At 61.4% G+C, this 15,737-nt stretch carries 14 protein-coding genes; 7 read left to right on the top strand and 7 right to left on the bottom strand.

Annotation, left to right across the window (positions count from 1 at the left end):
• Nucleotides 1-714: 714 nt before the first annotated feature.
• Nucleotides 715-1,098, top strand: a complete 384-nt coding sequence (locus tag QX071_RS19520) for a hypothetical protein (protein WP_315704308.1) — start codon at nucleotides 715-717, stop codon at nucleotides 1,096-1,098.
• Nucleotides 1,099-1,282: 184 nt separating this feature from the next.
• Here the strand turns inward: QX071_RS19520 and QX071_RS19525 are convergent, their stop codons facing one another.
• Nucleotides 1,283-1,975, bottom strand: a complete 693-nt coding sequence (locus tag QX071_RS19525) for a hypothetical protein (protein WP_315704309.1) — start codon at nucleotides 1,973-1,975, stop codon at nucleotides 1,283-1,285.
• A 321-nt stretch (nucleotides 1,976-2,296) separates the two neighbouring features.
• On the opposite strand from QX071_RS19525, the gene QX071_RS19530 reads away from it, so the two are divergent.
• Nucleotides 2,297-2,632, top strand: a complete 336-nt coding sequence (locus QX071_RS19530) for a hypothetical protein (RefSeq protein ID WP_315704310.1) — start codon at nucleotides 2,297-2,299, stop codon at nucleotides 2,630-2,632.
• A gap of 215 nt (nucleotides 2,633-2,847) precedes the next feature.
• On the opposite strand, the gene QX071_RS19535 is transcribed toward QX071_RS19530, so the two are convergent.
• Nucleotides 2,848-3,081 carry a hypothetical protein gene (locus QX071_RS19535; protein ID WP_315704311.1) on the bottom strand — a complete coding sequence of 78 codons (234 nt, stop codon included), beginning with the start codon at nucleotides 3,079-3,081 and terminating at the stop codon, nucleotides 2,848-2,850.
• A gap of 223 nt (nucleotides 3,082-3,304) precedes the next feature.
• Between QX071_RS19535 and QX071_RS19540 the strand changes: the two genes are divergently transcribed.
• Both QX071_RS19540 and QX071_RS19545 read left to right on the top strand, forming a co-directional pair.
• A complete protein-coding gene (locus QX071_RS19540) occupies nucleotides 3,305-3,523 on the top strand; it encodes a serine hydrolase domain-containing protein (protein WP_315704312.1) in 219 nt (72 codons plus the stop codon).
• Nucleotides 3,524-3,717: 194 nt separating this feature from the next.
• On the top strand, nucleotides 3,718-3,936 hold the full coding sequence (locus QX071_RS19545) for an integrase core domain-containing protein (protein WP_409997626.1): 219 nt from the start codon (nucleotides 3,718-3,720) through the stop codon (nucleotides 3,934-3,936).
• A gap of 178 nt (nucleotides 3,937-4,114) precedes the next feature.
• On the opposite strand, the gene QX071_RS19550 is transcribed toward QX071_RS19545, so the two are convergent.
• Together QX071_RS19550 and QX071_RS19565 are read right to left on the bottom strand one after the other, a co-directional pair.
• On the bottom strand, nucleotides 4,115-5,611 hold the full coding sequence (locus QX071_RS19550) for a DUF1254 domain-containing protein (protein WP_315704313.1): 1,497 nt from the start codon (nucleotides 5,609-5,611) through the stop codon (nucleotides 4,115-4,117).
• An 842-nt stretch (nucleotides 5,612-6,453) separates the two neighbouring features.
• Nucleotides 6,454-6,888, bottom strand: a complete 435-nt coding sequence (locus tag QX071_RS19565; protein WP_315704315.1) for a GFA family protein — start codon at nucleotides 6,886-6,888, stop codon at nucleotides 6,454-6,456.
• Between the two features lie 397 nt (nucleotides 6,889-7,285).
• Between QX071_RS19565 and QX071_RS19570 the strand changes: the two genes are divergently transcribed.
• From QX071_RS19570 to QX071_RS19580, 3 genes are all read left to right on the top strand, one after another.
• Nucleotides 7,286-8,224 carry a cysteine synthase family protein gene (locus QX071_RS19570; protein WP_315704316.1) on the top strand — a complete coding sequence of 313 codons (939 nt, stop codon included), beginning with the start codon at nucleotides 7,286-7,288 and terminating at the stop codon, nucleotides 8,222-8,224.
• A gap of 407 nt (nucleotides 8,225-8,631) precedes the next feature.
• Entirely contained in the window at nucleotides 8,632-9,174 is a 543-nt protein-coding gene (locus QX071_RS19575; protein WP_315704941.1) for a TVP38/TMEM64 family protein, read from the top strand.
• Nucleotides 9,175-9,769: 595 nt separating this feature from the next.
• On the top strand, nucleotides 9,770-11,260 hold the full coding sequence (locus QX071_RS19580) for a hypothetical protein (protein ID WP_315704317.1): 1,491 nt from the start codon (nucleotides 9,770-9,772) through the stop codon (nucleotides 11,258-11,260).
• A gap of 697 nt (nucleotides 11,261-11,957) precedes the next feature.
• Here the strand turns inward: QX071_RS19580 and QX071_RS19585 are convergent.
• From QX071_RS19585 to QX071_RS19595, 3 genes are all read right to left on the bottom strand, one after another.
• Nucleotides 11,958-12,764 carry an FkbM family methyltransferase gene (locus tag QX071_RS19585; protein ID WP_315704318.1) on the bottom strand — a complete coding sequence of 269 codons (807 nt, stop codon included), beginning with the start codon at nucleotides 12,762-12,764 and terminating at the stop codon, nucleotides 11,958-11,960.
• Between the two features lie 256 nt (nucleotides 12,765-13,020).
• Nucleotides 13,021-14,439, bottom strand: a complete 1,419-nt coding sequence (gene pyk / locus QX071_RS19590; protein ID WP_315704319.1) for a pyruvate kinase — start codon at nucleotides 14,437-14,439, stop codon at nucleotides 13,021-13,023.
• Nucleotides 14,417-15,733: a glycerate kinase gene (locus QX071_RS19595; RefSeq protein WP_315704320.1), complete on the bottom strand. Its 1,317-nt coding sequence runs from the start codon at nucleotides 15,731-15,733 to the stop codon at nucleotides 14,417-14,419. Before QX071_RS19595 ends, pyk begins: the two co-directional genes overlap by 23 nt.
• Nucleotides 15,734-15,737 lie beyond the last annotated feature (4 nt).

Consider the following 15,737-nt stretch of genomic DNA (forward strand, 5'->3'; position numbering starts at 1 on the left):
ACCTTCGCGAGCCTCCTCGAAAACGCAAGTATCAATCGATGCTCGCGCTACCTTAACGCCTATGGGGAAGGCCGGGTATCTGCTGATACCCATGGCCCGCGTGCGAAAGAAAATGCACGCGGCGGTCACCACAGGTCTCAGCCAGATGCTCCGGCCTTCCCTGCGCGATGGCTTTAACGGCTGCTTCATGCTCTCCCCAGGGACCGGCTTTCTTGCCCCTGTAGCGACAACGCGCGTTCCGCGCGTTGCGCAGACATCAGCACCGGGATGTCAGAACCACATGACTTGACCGTGCGCATCAAGCTGTTCGTCGGCGTGGAAGACCACGCTGCAACCCGATGCGCCCACCGCATCCCGCGCTCAACGTTCGTGACGATCGCGAAGCGCCCCTCCTCGTGAGCACGGGACGAGGGAATAGGACACCAATTTCCGAAAAAACGAAAGCCAATTATTTTTCGCGCCGCATCTGGACCAGCCAAATCAGCTTGATCGCTCAGGCGATTTTCGCCCCTGCGCGCGGACGGTTTCGAGGCTTCCGCAGCCTCGCCGAGATACGCTAACCTTATCGTTGCGTCCTGATTTGCCCGACAGACGACGGCCGGGTCGAAACAGATGGCCTCAAGGGTCCCCTTCGGGCTACAGCTTGAATCCAGTTGTGGCGCTTCGGCCGCGCCAGGCCGGCATCGCCAGTGATCATTGGGGGGGGGACTGGTCATGACAAGAACGATAGCTGCGGCGCTCGCTCTGGCGCTGCCGATCTCGGCAGCGTCAGCGCAATCAAATCTTCCCGTCGAGCCGGGAGCGGCCGGTCCCAACCCGCCTCTGCAGATCACGACGACGTTCCAGGCCCGGATCGACGGCGCCGCGGACGCACGCGATGTGCCCTCCGCCACGGCCCAGGACACCGCACGCCGCGCGCTCTACACCATGGCGGCCAATGAGTGCGCCATCCTGTCCGAATATTGGCGGGCCGACTGCCGGCTGAGTTCGTTCTATGTCTCCGGACCGCTCGCGCCGTTCAGCGGCCCTGCCGCGGCGATCCCATCGATGTACGGGACAGCGATCTACGAACTTCGATTGAGATCGCCGGGGCGATAGCGTGGCGGATCTGCCCCTCCGCTCGAAAGCGAACCCGTTGCAAAATGGTATGAACGAGCGTCAGAACTGAGAGACTATTAGGGCTCGGTGCTCGGTGATGTCTGCTGTACCACCGGGAAGGGCGGGAGGCGGCCGTGGCCTAACTTCGCCTACGGGCCAAGAGCGGTCTTCCCGGGCTGCGCGATCATTGAACAGAAGCGCCGGCTGTGCGTCGTGTGAACCGGCGAATCCCATTGACTAGATATCCCGCCCTAAACACTAGAGTTATGACCCATTCTGGCGTTCCCAGGTGACGGAGTATCTCCGCGTTGCCCTGAACAGTTTGCTCCCACATGTTTTGGTTGGTATAGAACACATTGTCTCCGCCGCACTGGTCGAGCCGCCAATTGATCTCTTCTAGCAAGGCGTCGGCGCCTGACAGATGCCGAGCAAAATTCAATTCCCTTAGAGCACAAACCCGCTCGATCCGGTTGCGGACCGCTTCGTCGTAGCGGATGCCCAACTTCTCAAGCCTTGCATGGGTTGCCTCGTGGACAATAGCTGATGCGATCCATTCGACCGTTGCAGTCTGAGAAGCGACGGCACGCTCATCCAGCACGCAGGCGTTCAAGGAGTGCAAATAGCAACCGGCTCCGTGCGGAACTAGGTTCACCCAAATTCTGGTAAGGTTGTTCTTGACGCGCCGATAGTGAAGCGGAGCATTGCGTTCGATCAGCCGAAGCGCGTCTTCAATACGTTGAATGGCTGGCTTGGCGTCCGATCGAAAACTGCCGACCCAAATGCCGTCAACGAGGTGGCCTTTCGAAAACCAGAGGTCGATCCTCTCCTCGAGGGACGGTCTGGTCGCTGGAACAACCCGCGGAGACATTCTGGCCACGCTTCCTTCCTCCGCATAGCATATCCCATGCGCCTGCCTAGGAGGGCTTAAGAATTGAACTCAACGTGTATCGATTGCTCAGCGATGTCCGCCTTGGGTCAAAGGTGGCTGTGGCCGGCACGCGGATGGCACAGCCGATCTACCCCCAGCTTCGGAAATCGCTGCGCGTTTCGGCACTTTCGCTTCGGGCCATTACCGGAAATTCACAATGTTCGGGCTTCCGTGCGCGTCCGATGGCTTTCTGGTCGCGAAATGCAAACCAAATCGTTACTATTCGCCTGAGCGCTACTTCTGCGGTGGCGGCCATTAAGCAGTACCATCATGAGCCTCAAACCAGCTGTCTTGCGCGAGGCTCCGGCCGATGCGCCTTCAATGAAAAAGGCGCTCGGCCCCAAGCTTGCAAAGCAATACGCTGTAAATCCCAATGTAGCGAAATACTCGTTTGTGCTTAAATTTCCCGACGGCGTCGTCACCGGACGCGCGGTGTCTCGTGCGTTAGGAAAACTACCGACGCCACGCGGGCCAACCCTGCTCGCGGGGATGAACTTTACAGTCGAAGCAATGAGCGCCGCCAAGGCAGATGGTTGTGACGTGGTCGCCGTTCACGAGTACTTCTGGACCGACGCCAGCTACGCAGCCATTCGCCAGAGCATCTAGCCCGTAGGGCGGATTAGCGGAGCGTAATCCGCCGCTCTGGATTCAGTTGGCATCACGCATGATGTCCTGAATACAACGGCGGATTACGCCTTCGGCTAACTAATCCGCCCAACGCGCTCTCGACCTCAGGGTGAACGCCGGCAATGTCTGCTGTTGGGGCACAACCCGAGACGTGGGCTTCCGGGCACCAAAAGCCGCGTTTGACCCGAAGGCCGCTAACTCGAATGGAGGTTGATCGAAATCAGCTTTGCTCCCAATTCCATGAGCAAAATCATCGTTAACGACTGAACGTCTGATTTCGGGTTCAAAGTGGTCGTCTTTGATCCATGCGGAGTTTCGAGATGCAGACGGTCACCATCCTTGATCTGGATTGCGCCGTAGTGCGGTGAGCCATCAATCTCATATTTGACGACGTACTTGACCGGCTCGACTGACTTCTTTTTGGCCATCGCGATGGGCTCCTCGTGGTGGCTGGTTCATAGCAGGCAATTCCTGAAATGTCGTCCTTTGGACTTAAGGCGCTAACGGCCCGATCGCCAAGCGAGGTCCGCTCGCAAGGTCAACCCGGACCTGAATGTCAGGCGCCCCAAACTGCCGCTTTTGACCACAAGCTTAGAGCTCGCAACAGTCAAGGCACCAATGTACCATCGATCGTCTGGTGGGGGGCGATAGATGGATAAACTCGATGTCAAGATAGATGCCGTTTCTGCTGACATGGATATGCCGCAGCATCCTGGCGCTGCGCTCCTCGTCACCGATGATGACAAGATAATCTACCGTAAGTGTTACGGCTTCGCCGATCTGGAAGCGCTTCGGCCGATTACGACGGACACTTCATTTTATTTGGCTTCGGTCTCCAAGCAGCCCGTAGGGCGGATTAGCGGAGCGTAATCCGCCGCTCCGGATTCAGTTGGCATCATGCATGATGTCCTGAATACAACGGCGGATTACGCCTTTGGCTAATCCGCCCTACGCTCTGGCGCTGCCGATCTCGGCAGCGTCAGCGCAACCAAATCTTCCCGTCGAGTCAGGAGCGGCCGGTCCCCAACCCGCCTCTGCAGATCACGACGACGTTCCAGGCCCGGATCGACGGCGCAAGGCGCAAGCTCGCTTCTTGGGTCCCCGACTACAACGGCGAGCGGCCGCACTCCTCGCTGAAATACGAAACCCCGGTGGCTTACGCTGCCATCCTCACCGCAACGGGCGATCGGCTGCGCAATCCCGACCAGCTCTGCCGATCGCCCGTTGCTCCACCCGCGCCAGTCGGCGCACAACCCAACAGGACTCTAACTGCGGCTGGATGAAACTTCGGTGGCAGGTCAAATGGTATGAACGAGCGTCAGAACTGAGAGACTATCAGGGCTCGGTGCTCGGTGATGTCTGCTGTACCACCGAGAGGGGCGGGAGGCGGCCGTACGTAACTTCGCCTACGGGCCAACACCGGAAATGAGGAGGCGCGCCGAAGCTCCAAGCTCGTCGTTGCTAAAGCGGCTCAATCTCGCCGGGCCGCCAACTTTTTTCGAACCACGGCTGGAGCGGACCGTAGAGGCGCAGGAGCGTGTTCCATCCTTTGCCGGGGATGGTCTGCACCCAGTTGTTCTCCTTGCCGGCCGGCGCCTTGGGCCCGAAATAGACGTCCACTGACCCGTCCGCGTTGACCATCAATTTTGGGTTCTGGCTGGTTGCGGCTGGCCAACGCTGGTCGGTCTGGAGCATGGAGCGGGTCTGATTGTCGTAGAGGATGACCGACCAGAATTGCTTGACTGGAATATTGGGCGGCAAGTGCAGCTTGTAGCTTTTTACGCCGTCGAGTGGCTTGTTTTGGCTATCGACGAACGCGGCCATGTACTGCGATCCCTCGCCGACTGACTTCGAATCCATCGCTGGCGTCACGCCGGTCGCGTAGAAGAAGAATGCCGAGTAGGCATCGAGAATACGCGCGCCGTTTTCCTCGAACTTGTAGCCGCCGAAGAAGCCCGTGCGCCACGCGCTGTTTGGATAATAGTAGCTTTCCTTGATCCGCAACCGGCTACTGATTGTACGCGCGGTGGCGTCACCTACTAAGGCGGCTTCGGTCAGAATTTTCTTCATCCGTGCATCGGGCGCGAAGGGCTTACCCTTCTGGATGCCAACCGATGCGTAGAGGCCGAGTGTGACCGGGTCAACTGTATCGGTCGGCTCCTCCTGCACAACCTGATTCAGATACTCCCAAAAGGGGTAATCTCCCGGCGCCAGCGTACTAAATGCCTTGCCGGAAACATGCGCGAAATTGAGTTTCGGGGGATTGGCAGCATCTTTCAGGCGATAGATTCGCGTGTGCTTTTCGACCGAGTCGACGCCCGGCTTCGGATCGCCGTTCACCAAGAACGAGCGCCACGGAACCCAGACGCTGAACGTCGCTGGCTTCACGACAAAGTATCCGTTCGGCACCTCGCCGTTGTAGCCGGGCGGCAGGATCAGATATTTGCCGCCCTCACCCTTGTCCGGTCCGACGAGCCCGACATCGGTAACAAAATTATACCACATGTCGTTGATGAGGCCGAGCACATTGGGTGGCACTTCGAGCACCAGAGGCCCGTCGCGCAGGTCGAGCCAAAACCAAGTGTACGGCGTGTTGTTGTTTGGGGTGAGAAAAAGCGACTTCGAGTCCATCCTATCCTCGAAGATCGGCACCGTTAGATTGAACGGACCCAGTTCCGCGATTCCCTTTCTATTTGCCAATTGGCTCACTGGAGCCAGGGCCAACAGGTAGGCTTGGACGGCGTGTTGGAAGTCCAGATTGTCGTAGAGCTTTTCTACGGTCGCATCATCGGGAAAGCCGTCGAAGAACTTCAGCGTCCCGAGGCGGGTCTCCACCTTGTCCGGGATTGCAACGCCCGGCGGTATCGGCGTTTGCATTTTGTATTGCTGAGCGTTGAGCGGAATTGCCGAGAGCGCCACGAAAGACAGGGCAGAAACCACTGATGCCACCAATTTCATGATACAGCTCTTCTTGTCAGATTGAATTCATAAAACAAAACTGCGTAAATCCCATGATTGTTGGGATTTCGTGCAGGGCTACAAATCTCGCAAATTGACCAGTTAGCGTCTGCCAGCACGATTGACCGGGCCACCGCGATTTACAGTTCCGGCACCCACCACCGCTTGTCGCGCAACCGGCCGCGACCGCAGCACTACGCCCGGCCGTACGACACAATTGGCGGGATAATCAACGTACGTGCAATAAACCACAGCGCTGGCTTTCTCAGTGCTCGCGACTACGAACTCGATTATTAGCAGGGTAGTCGCCAATGCGAATGAGAGCTTCATTTTGGCCTCCTCCGTTTAGAACGACTAATTCCATTAAAATCGATCTTCGAGTTGACCCAGATCAACAGGTCGAACCTCAATGTCCGAAGTGGGTCGATTCCGTTGAAAAAGTCGGCTGTAGTTTCGTCGTGAACGCCAGCTGTTTCGAGGACGCGTTGGCTTGGTGGGGATCACGCGGGCGTCGGTGTTGGCATCGGGATCAGCTTGGCCATCTTACGAAGATTTTGAGCGGCTGCAGCCAGGGTGAACTCGTCACCTGCACCGTTCGGCCCTCTTAGCCCGTAGGGCGGATTAGCGGAGCGTAATCCGCCGCTCTGGATTCAGTTGGCATCACGCATGATGCCCTGAATACAACGGCGGATTACGCCTTCGGCTACTAATCCGCCCTACGCGCTGTACTTGAAACGCTCGTGGACTTTGCCACCCGATGTCCGACTTGGCGGTTAGCGACCAAGCTCGTGCGATGCCGCCATGTCGCGAAGGGTGGTTTGCCGACGCTTCAATCACAGGAGTTAAACCTTGCGCGTCAGCTCAGGCGAATATTCTCGTATCGCACCTGCCGGGAAGTGTTCGATCTCCCCCTCGAAATGCATCCAAGGGTGTTTTGACCGCTCGAATATCGATATGGCTGGGGCCGGGAAGTCCGGGTCGGCCAATGCGCCCACGGCTACGCCAATCATTGAGGGTAGCGCATCAGGCTTCCAATAGACTGTCGAACCGCATGTCGGACAAAAATACAGACGTACGTTGCGGCCGCTTTCGCCAACGTGAACGAACTCCGTGGCCGATCCGGAAATCTCGACAGTATCAATTGCATAGAAAGCGTTGGCGCCAAATGGTGCACCGGTTCGCCGCTGGCAAGCGAAGCAGTGGCACGCGACAACCAGTTTTGGCGGTTCTCGCAGCACCAGCCTAAGGATGCCGCAGCTGCATTGGGCATTGGCCATGGAAAGTCCTCCGTCTTTCTCGGTGGAATCAAGTCTGGAATGTGAGGCTGAGGTGCAGGCCGAGCCGCTGTCGACGGGCTGGCAGAGCGCAGAAGGTGTGACCCGCTTAAGGACAGGGTGCACAGCAAAGACTATCATAAACCTCGCGGCAGCTCGCGACCACTGAAAAGAACCGACCACCTCGACTTAACTCGCCGTAGATCGGTTGTGGGTCAAGGGCGGCTGTGGCCGGTCGGCTGATGGCGCGGCCGGTGTACCCCCCAGCTTCGGAAATAGCCCTCCGTTCCGGGACTTACGTTTCGTGCCAAGATGCGAAATGCAGAGATATGCACCTAGTTTCTGCCCAGGTTAGTATTTGGAGTTGTTGACGCGAGTTCGGCGTTGCTAAGATGCGGTGATGTCCTCGGGCCAAGTTGCATCCTCAGCTCTCGATCTCGTCTGCGGCACGCCAATGATCGCGCTCGAACGCGCGCATCCCGGCCCTGGCCGCCTGCTAGCCAAAGCCGAGTTTTTGCAACCGGGTGGAAGCGTGAAGGATCGAGCCGCTCGCGCTATCTTGCTCGCCGCAAAGGCCGACGGCCGCTTGCAGCCTAGCGCGCCGGTTGTCGAAATGACGAGCGGCAACATGGGCGCGGGCCTTGCCGTGGCATGCGCGGTGCTGGAACACCCGCTTGTCGTCACCATGTCGGCAGGCAATAGCCCGCAACGTGCCCGGATGCTTGAAGCCTTGGGGGCGGAGGTTGTTATCGTGCCGCAGATCGACGGCATGCCAGGCCAAGTGACCGGCGCGGATGTGGCCGCAGCCGCGGACGAAGCGCAGCGGCTCGCGCGGAAGCGAGGGGGGTTCTACGTCAACCAGTTCTACGCTTCCGAAGGTATGCGAGCGCATTATGAAACGACCGGCCCGGAGATATGGAAGCAATCTGGCGGTCGGGTCGATGCGTGGGTGGCCGCTGTGGGGACAGGCGCAACCTTCCTAGGGGTTGCGGCCGCGCTGCGAGAGAGCAATCCCCGGATCCTGTGCGCGGCGGTCGAGCCGACGGGCTGTCAGCCCCTCGCCGGTCTGCCTGTTGAGAAACCTCGGCATCTCCTTCAGGGAACAAGTTACGGCAGTATGCCGCCGCATTGGGACGCAAGCCTGATGGACATGTCGCTGCCGGTCACCGATGACGAAGTGAAGCACTGGAAGTACCTACTAGCGACACGGGAAGGCTTGCATGTGGGCTATTCGGCCGCTGCCAATGTCTGTGCGGCGTCTGCTTTGCTGCGGTCCGAGCGGCTGCCAGCCGATGCGGTCGTCGCCACCGTACTTTGTGACACCGGTCTGAAATACTGACGCAATTGCGGCCCTCGGCCGGTGTCACGTAACTCATCTTGATTTTTACCCTCAGCCACAGCAGCGCGTAGGGCGGATTAGTTAGCCGAAGGCGTAATCCGCCGTTGTATTCAGGACATCACATATGTTGCCAGATGAATCCGGAGCGGCGGATTACGCTCCGCTAATCCGCCCTACGGGCTCATTTTGTCCGCCTCGGGGCCAGAAGCGGCCTCTCAGCCCTCTAAGCCACCTAACTTCCGGTTGATACTGCCCGCGCACCTTGCTGAAAGTGCCCTTCAGGACGTAAAGAATTCCCCGAAAAAGCGCGTGCATGATCTTGGTTGCAAAAGAGCTCAAGGTAGGCCGCTGTGACGTCGACGCTCATAGAGTCAATCACCGCATTACAGAGCGCTCCGCTCATTAGCATGGGAGCGCTGATCGTCGCTCTCGTTATAGGATCGCTAGTGTTCGTTCCTCGGCCCCCGTTGTGTATCGCCGGAGGACTCATGCTGGGATTTGCGGCAATACCGATTGCGGCCCTCGCTGCGACGGCAGGCGCGGTTCTGGGGTTCTTGACGTCCCGCCATCTGCTGCGCTCGCGCTTCACCCAGACGGTCCAACGCCGGCCCGTGTGGCAGGCGGCGGTCGAAGCGACCAACCATGAAGGATGGCGTCTGATCGTGCTGCTGCGTTTAGCGTCGCCCATCCCTGGAACCATTACAAATTATCTGTTCGGTCTGTCGCGGATCGGTCTGATTCCGTATACGGCGGCCACCTTTTTCGGCCAAATGCCGCAGATTGTGATCTTCGTCTACATGGGCGCTGTCGGGCGATCAGCGCTAAACGACCGCGGAGACTCGGTCGTCAAGTTAGCGATTCTGATACTAGGACTCGGTCTGACCGGATTCGCCGTCGCGCGTGTCGTGCGACGGGCGAGAACCTTGCTTGCTCAGCATCGGCCCGCCTGAGTGCAGACAAAACGGCCTTGAAATCCTTCGACGTCCGCAACGGGTCAAGAAACGGCCTATCGGTCCCCCGACCGCTTACTTCCGGTCGAGGCGCGGAAGCCGACATCGCGGGCGCAGACCGGAAGGTCGCAGACGGGCCAATAGCGAAAGTCGTCGCTTCGCTTCTCACGATCCGTACCGCGCCATGCCTTGCCGGCATAGCTGCGGGCGACATCGGAAAGCTCGCGTTCGAAGGTCCCGGCGGGGGAAACAGCGGATCAAGGAAATCTGCGCGACGTCCGTACAGCTCCCGGCGCATGCCCGAGCTGTTGCGCCGTGAAGCCTGGGCGGGCTTTGCTATGTAGGCAAGGAATCCGCTACTGCTCCTTGCACGATCAAGTAGAGTTGGCATTGACATTAATCAAAAGACGTCCACCCCGTCGGAGCATTTTTTTGTTCGTGCGCGAGCGCACGCTGGCTTGAAACCTGAAAAATTCTCTTCACCTACATAGTTCGTTCTATTGTCGATCGCTGGGCGCCGCCTTCGCGGCCAGGAGGTAACTTAGGCGAGGTCCGGAGCTTGGCGCATCGATTTGCGCAAAAGGAGGACCTCATCATGAAAATCAATCGTATAGCGCCTCTTACGAGGACAGAAAGCTCCATCATCTCGGCATCTATCGCCGAGGAACACAGGTCGAGCTTCATCGGTGGAAAAATCTCTACAGGTCCGCCGGATTCCCGCTTCAACATAATCGACCAAGAGGAGTTCGGCTTTGAGACCCGAAGCGAGCAGCTTCGGACAGCCGCGCCGGCTCATGAAACCACAATCGTACCGCGGCGAGGAAACGGCTGGCGACCGTTGTTATACTGGTTGGCTGCGTTTGCCGCGATCGCAGCTCCGGTACCGGCCGTTGGTCAATCCGACGCGCAACCGGGATCGAGACTGGTCGGCACTGGCGCGGTTGGCCCCAGCGAGCAGGGCTGGTCTGTAGCACTGTCCGCCGATGGCAACACCGCCATTGTAGGGGGTAGTGTCGACAACAAGCTCACCGGCGCAGCGTGGGTCTTCACGCGCAGCGACGATGTCTGGACCCAACAGGGCAGCAAGCTGGTGGGCACCAGCGTGGTCGGACAAGCTGGACAAGGCGTCTCCGTCGCGCTGTCCGCTGACGGTGACACCGCCTTGGTCGGTGGGCCTTATGACAACTCACGCACCGGGGCGGCGTGGGTGTTCACGCGCAGCGGCGGTGCCTGGACCCAACAAGGTAGCAAGCTGATCGGAGCTGGCGCGGTTGGAAATGCCGCTCAAGGCGCCGCCATCGCGCTGTCAGCCGACGGCAACACCGCCATTGTGGGTGGGAGTCAGGACAGCTTGAGGGCCGGCGCGGCGTGGGTCTTCACGCGCAGCGGCGGTGTTTGGACCCAACAGGGTAGCAAGCTGGTTGGCACCGGCGCGGTTGGAAACGCCGCTCAAGGCGCCGCTGTCGCGCTGTCCGCCGACGGCAACACCGCCATCGTGGGTGGCCCTCTGGACGACTCCTACGCCGGGGCAGCCTGGGTCTTTGCCCGCAGCGACGGCGTCTGGAAGCAACTCGGCAGCAAGCTGGTTGGCACCGGCGCAGTCGGAAAGGCTGGACAAGGATTCTCCGTAGCGATGTCCGCCGACGGCAACACCGCAATCGTAGGAGGACTCGGCGACAACAAATACACCGGTGCAGCGTGGGTCTACAGCCGCAGCGGAGCTACGTGGAGCCAGCAGGGCAGCAAGCTGGTCGGCAGCCGCGCGGTTGGAGAAGCCAGGCAAGGCCACTCCGTAGCGATGTCCGCCGACGGCAACACCGCAATCGTAGGAGGACTCGGCGACAACAAATACACCGGTGCAGCGTGGGTCTACAGCCGCAGCGGAGCTACGTGGAGCCAGCAGGGCGATAAGCTGGTTGGCGTTGGCGCAATGGGACACGCCGAGCAGGGTTTTTCCGCTGCGCTGTCCGCCGACGGCAACACCGCCGTCGTAGGCGGCATTGCCGACAACCGGGTCACCGGTGCGGCGTGGATCCACAACCGCCGCAAAGGTACCTGGACCCAAGGACCATTCCTTGGGTACTGAGCATCATTCGGCCGCTGGCGCCTGGAATGGGTCCAGGCGCCCGGTCTTTCGCCTGGATAGAAAACCAGTGAACTCCGGAACGGCCCAAGGGCAGACCTTGCAGGAGGTCTGCCCTGGGTCAAACGCTACAGGCTAAGTTCAATCGCAGCGCGGGGCGCGGCCTCACCAACCATGATGATGGCCTCGCCCCCGTCCATGACCCCATCCATAATGATGCCCTCGACCACCGCGATGGCCCCAACTTGGGTGGCCGCCGCCGTGCCCGTAGCCCCTTACTTGGATGATTGAGCTGTCAGTATCGGTAAGTGCATGGGAGCTTGCGACCGGCATTGCCGACGCAGACAGGATCGGAGCAAGCGCAAAAGTGCAGGCTGCAAATCCTGTTAACAAAAGCCGTTTCATGACGTACTTGCTCCTTGGATCGCGTTATCGCGAAGATGAATAACGTGTCGTCACGCGGATTGTTCCATAGGTGGAACGCGAGCAGATCGCGCGATTTGTGTCGCAGATGGCTCAAAACGCGGCGATCAGGCGCCGCGCTGCGAAAGTCTGCATTACCGCGGACAGTGGACGGCGGAACAAGTGTCGCAGTCGAAAATGGCCAATGCACAAAAGACCAAAGAGCAGCTTTGGTCTGAGCGATTCCCCGATACGCTTGCATCGCGCAGGTCGCACCCGCACCGTGCCTCGCGGCGCCTCAGCCCGGCGTGAAGATGAAGTTGTTGCAGTAGTCCTTGCGCTTCCAGAACCACTCGCCGTCGCGCCGCTGATGGATGGCCACGTCGAACGCCGACAACGGCACGAGGCCCGTGGGCGAGACGAAGCTGCCGCGATACCCGAGCGCAGCGAGATAGGCGAAGACGTCGTCGATTGTCCGGCCGACCATATGCCGGGCTTCGCATTCGAAGACCAGCGCCGGCATGTCCCTTTCGAGCATCCGCCTCGCGCCATGAAAGACATTCAGCTCGCCGCCCTCGACGTCGACCTTGAGGAGAGCCACGCGCTCGTGCGGCTTGAAATAGTCGTCTAAGGCGACCACCGGGACCGTCACTCTGTCGGACCTGCCTGCCGACGACGACGGATTGAGCGAGGCGCCCGGCGCATGCCCGATCGGAATGTGGAGCTCACGCCGGCCCGACGAGGCGTCAACAGCCTTCGCTTCAACGGTCACATTGCGCAATCCGGCCGCGGCGCAGACGGCGGCCAATCGAGCCGCCAGTTCTCGCTGCGGCTCGAACGCGACGACGCGCCCCTGCTCGCCGCACCAGCGCGAAAGCCAGGAGGTGAAGCTGCCCTTGTTGGCGCCGATATCGCACACGATGTCGCCCGGCCGCAGCCGGTGCCTGATCGCGGCAAACTCCGTCTTGTGATCGCGGAAACGCGCCTTCAGGGAGCGAATGTGAAAGCGGGCTATTTCACTGACCGAGACGGCCCCCTGATCGCGGCTTCGGCTCGCCTGCGATCGACCGAGTTCTTCGCCAATTGCAATGTCGCCGTCGTGCATCCGCAAGAGTCTCCGTCCGGCCGTTTCGGCTGGTTGAGGGAGATGATCTCACCCGAGATTTGCGACCGCGGTGGGGCGGCAAAAGATGCAGACGATTGTCCCGGTGCCAGATTGCGGCGCCATTGCGCTATCACGATGACCGGAGAACGGATCGACTGGCGCCGATCGACAGCGACACGCCACGCGAACAGTCGCGCGGAGTGACGGCGACGCGCAGTCTCTCCACCGCCAGTCCGGGGCCTATTCGCATCCGCTCTCAGCGCGGTATCGCCACCACGCGCAGGTTGTTGGTGGTGCCGGCCTGCGCGAAGGGGATGCCGGCGACCACGACCAGAAGATCGCCGCCTTGCGCGAACTCCTCGGAGACCGCGATCGTGGTGGCGCGATCGACCATCTCCTCGTAGCTGCCGACATCCGGCGAGAGCACGCTGTGCGCGCCCCACAACAGGCACATGCGGCGAGAGGTGTCCTCGCTCGGGGTGATGGCCAGGATCGGCAGGCTCGGCCGCTTGCGCGCGACGCGCGAGGCCGTGGTGCCGCTCGAGGTATAGGCCACGATGGTCTTGGCGTGGATCGCGGACGCCAGATCGGCGGCGGCGGTGGCCACCGCATGCGGCGGGGTCTGCTCCTCGCCGGGCTGCGTCGCCTCGATGATCGAGCGGTACATCTTGTGGCCTTCGGTCGCCTTGATGATGCTGTCCATCATCGCGACCGCCTCGCGCGGATATTGTCCGCTCGCCGATTCCGCCGACAGCATCACCGCGTCGGCGCCGTCATAGATCGCGGTGGCGACGTCGGAGACCTCGGCACGGGTCGGCGTCGGCGCCGCCACCATCGAATCCAGCATCTGCGTCGCCACGATCACCGGCTTCACCGCGAGGCGGCAGGCGCGCACCAGCTCCTTCTGCCTGCCCGGCACGTCCTCATGCGGGATTTCCACGCCGAGATCGCCGCGCGCCACCATGATGGCGTCGCAGAGCTGGATGATGTCGTCGATCCGCTCCAGCGCCGCCGGCTTCTCGATCTTGGCCATCACGCCGGCGCGGCCGTTGATCAGGCCCCGCGCCTCGATCACGTCGGAGGGCTTCTGCACGAACGACAGCGCCACCCAATCGACGCCGAGCTTGAGGCCGAAATCGAGATCGGAGCGGTCCTTCGCCGTCAGCGGCGACAGGTCCAGGACCGTGCCCGGCAGGTTGACGCCCTTGTGATTGGAGATCGCGCCGGCGACGATCACCTTGGCCTCGATCCAATCGTCGCCGAGCCCGACGACACGGACCCGAACGCGGCCGTCATCGATCAAGAGATCGTGTCCCGGGGCGACCGCGGCGAAAATCTCCGGATGCGGCAGCGGGATCGACGATTTGTCGCCTTCGGTGCCGTTCAGGACGAAGCGAATGGTCTCGCCGGTCTCGACCGTGATCTTCTTGTCGCGCAAGGTACCGACGCGGATCTTCGGGCCCTGCAGATCCATCAGGATGCCGATCGGACGTCCGACTTCCTTCTCCAGCGCGCGGATGGCGGCATGGACCTTGGCGTGATCGGCCTGCGTGCCGTGGCTGAAATTGAGGCGGAACGTGTCGACGCCGGCCAGGAACAGAGTTTTCAGCATCTCCGGCGAGTTGCTGGCGGGGCCGACGGTCGCGACGATCTTAGCTCGACGATGACGACGCATGAATATGTTGCCCTTTCCGTCCCCCGATCAGGATCGCCCTGATATCGTTGACATTGGTCAGCGTCGGTCCTGTGACAAGGAGATCGCCGACTCGCGCGAACAACGAATAACTGTCGTGCGCGGCAATGCAAGCCAGAGCATCCATGCCACAATCACGGGCACGCGACAGCGTGTCCGGACCGATCACGGCGCCGGCGGCATCTTCGGTTCCATCGATACCGTCGCTGTCGCCGGCGAGCGCCCATATAGCCGCATGACCCGACAATGCAACCGCCAGCGCCAGCAGAAATTCGGTGTTGCGCCCGCCGCGTCCCGCAGCACCGCGCCCGATCGTGACCGTCGTTTCACCGCCCGAGAGCAGCACGGCCGGCGGCGCAACGGGATGACCATGTGCCGCGACAGAGCGGGCGATGCCGGCCATCACGGTGCCGAGCTCGCGCGCTTCGCCCTCGAGCGCATCGCCGAGAATGAGCGGCGTCAGCCCCTCCTCGCGCGCGACCTTCGCCGCGGCTTCCAGCGCAAGTTGCGGGGTTGCGACCAGGCGGACATCGGCCTCGAACTCACCCGGCTTCGGGGTCTCGTCCGCGCTCGCCAGCACAGTCTGCGCCGCGGCCGGCAACGCGATCGCATGGCGCGCAGCGACGGCGCGCGCTTCGGCCAAGCTGCTCGAATCCGGCAAGGTGGGACCGGAGGCGATCGCGGCCGGATCGTCGCCCGGAATGTCCGAGATAACCAGCGTGACGACACGCGCCGGCCGTGCGGCGCGCGCGAGCCGCCCGCCCTTGATCGCCGACAGATGCTTGCGGACGACGTTCATCTCCGCAATCGTCGCACCGCTCGCCAGCAACGCGCGATTCACCGCCTGCTTGTCCGCAAGCGTCATCGGCGGGGCGGGCGCGACCATCAGCGATGAGCCGCCGCCCGACATCAGCGCGATGACGAGATCGTCGGCCGTGAGCCCCTGCACGGCCTGCAGCATGCGCTGCGCGGCGGCCTCGCTGCGAGCGTCCGGCACCGGATGCGACGCCTCCAACACGTCGATCCGGCCGGCCGGCACGGCATGACCGTCGCGCGTGACCACCACGCCGGAGAGCGCGACATCGGGCCAAGCGGCATCGAGGCCGGCCGCCATCGCCGCCGACGCCTTGCCGGCGCCGACGACGATGCAGCGCCCCTTCGGCCTGTCGGGAAGCACGCGCATGATCGAGCGCCGCGGATCGGCGCTCGCCACGGCCGCGTCAAATATCCGCCGCAAGGCGGCGCGCGCTCGCCCGTCGGTCCATTCGGCGGTCATGGCC

This window comes from Bradyrhizobium sp. SZCCHNS1022 (assembly GCF_032484835.1).
Lineage (GTDB): Bacteria > Pseudomonadota > Alphaproteobacteria > Rhizobiales > Xanthobacteraceae > Bradyrhizobium.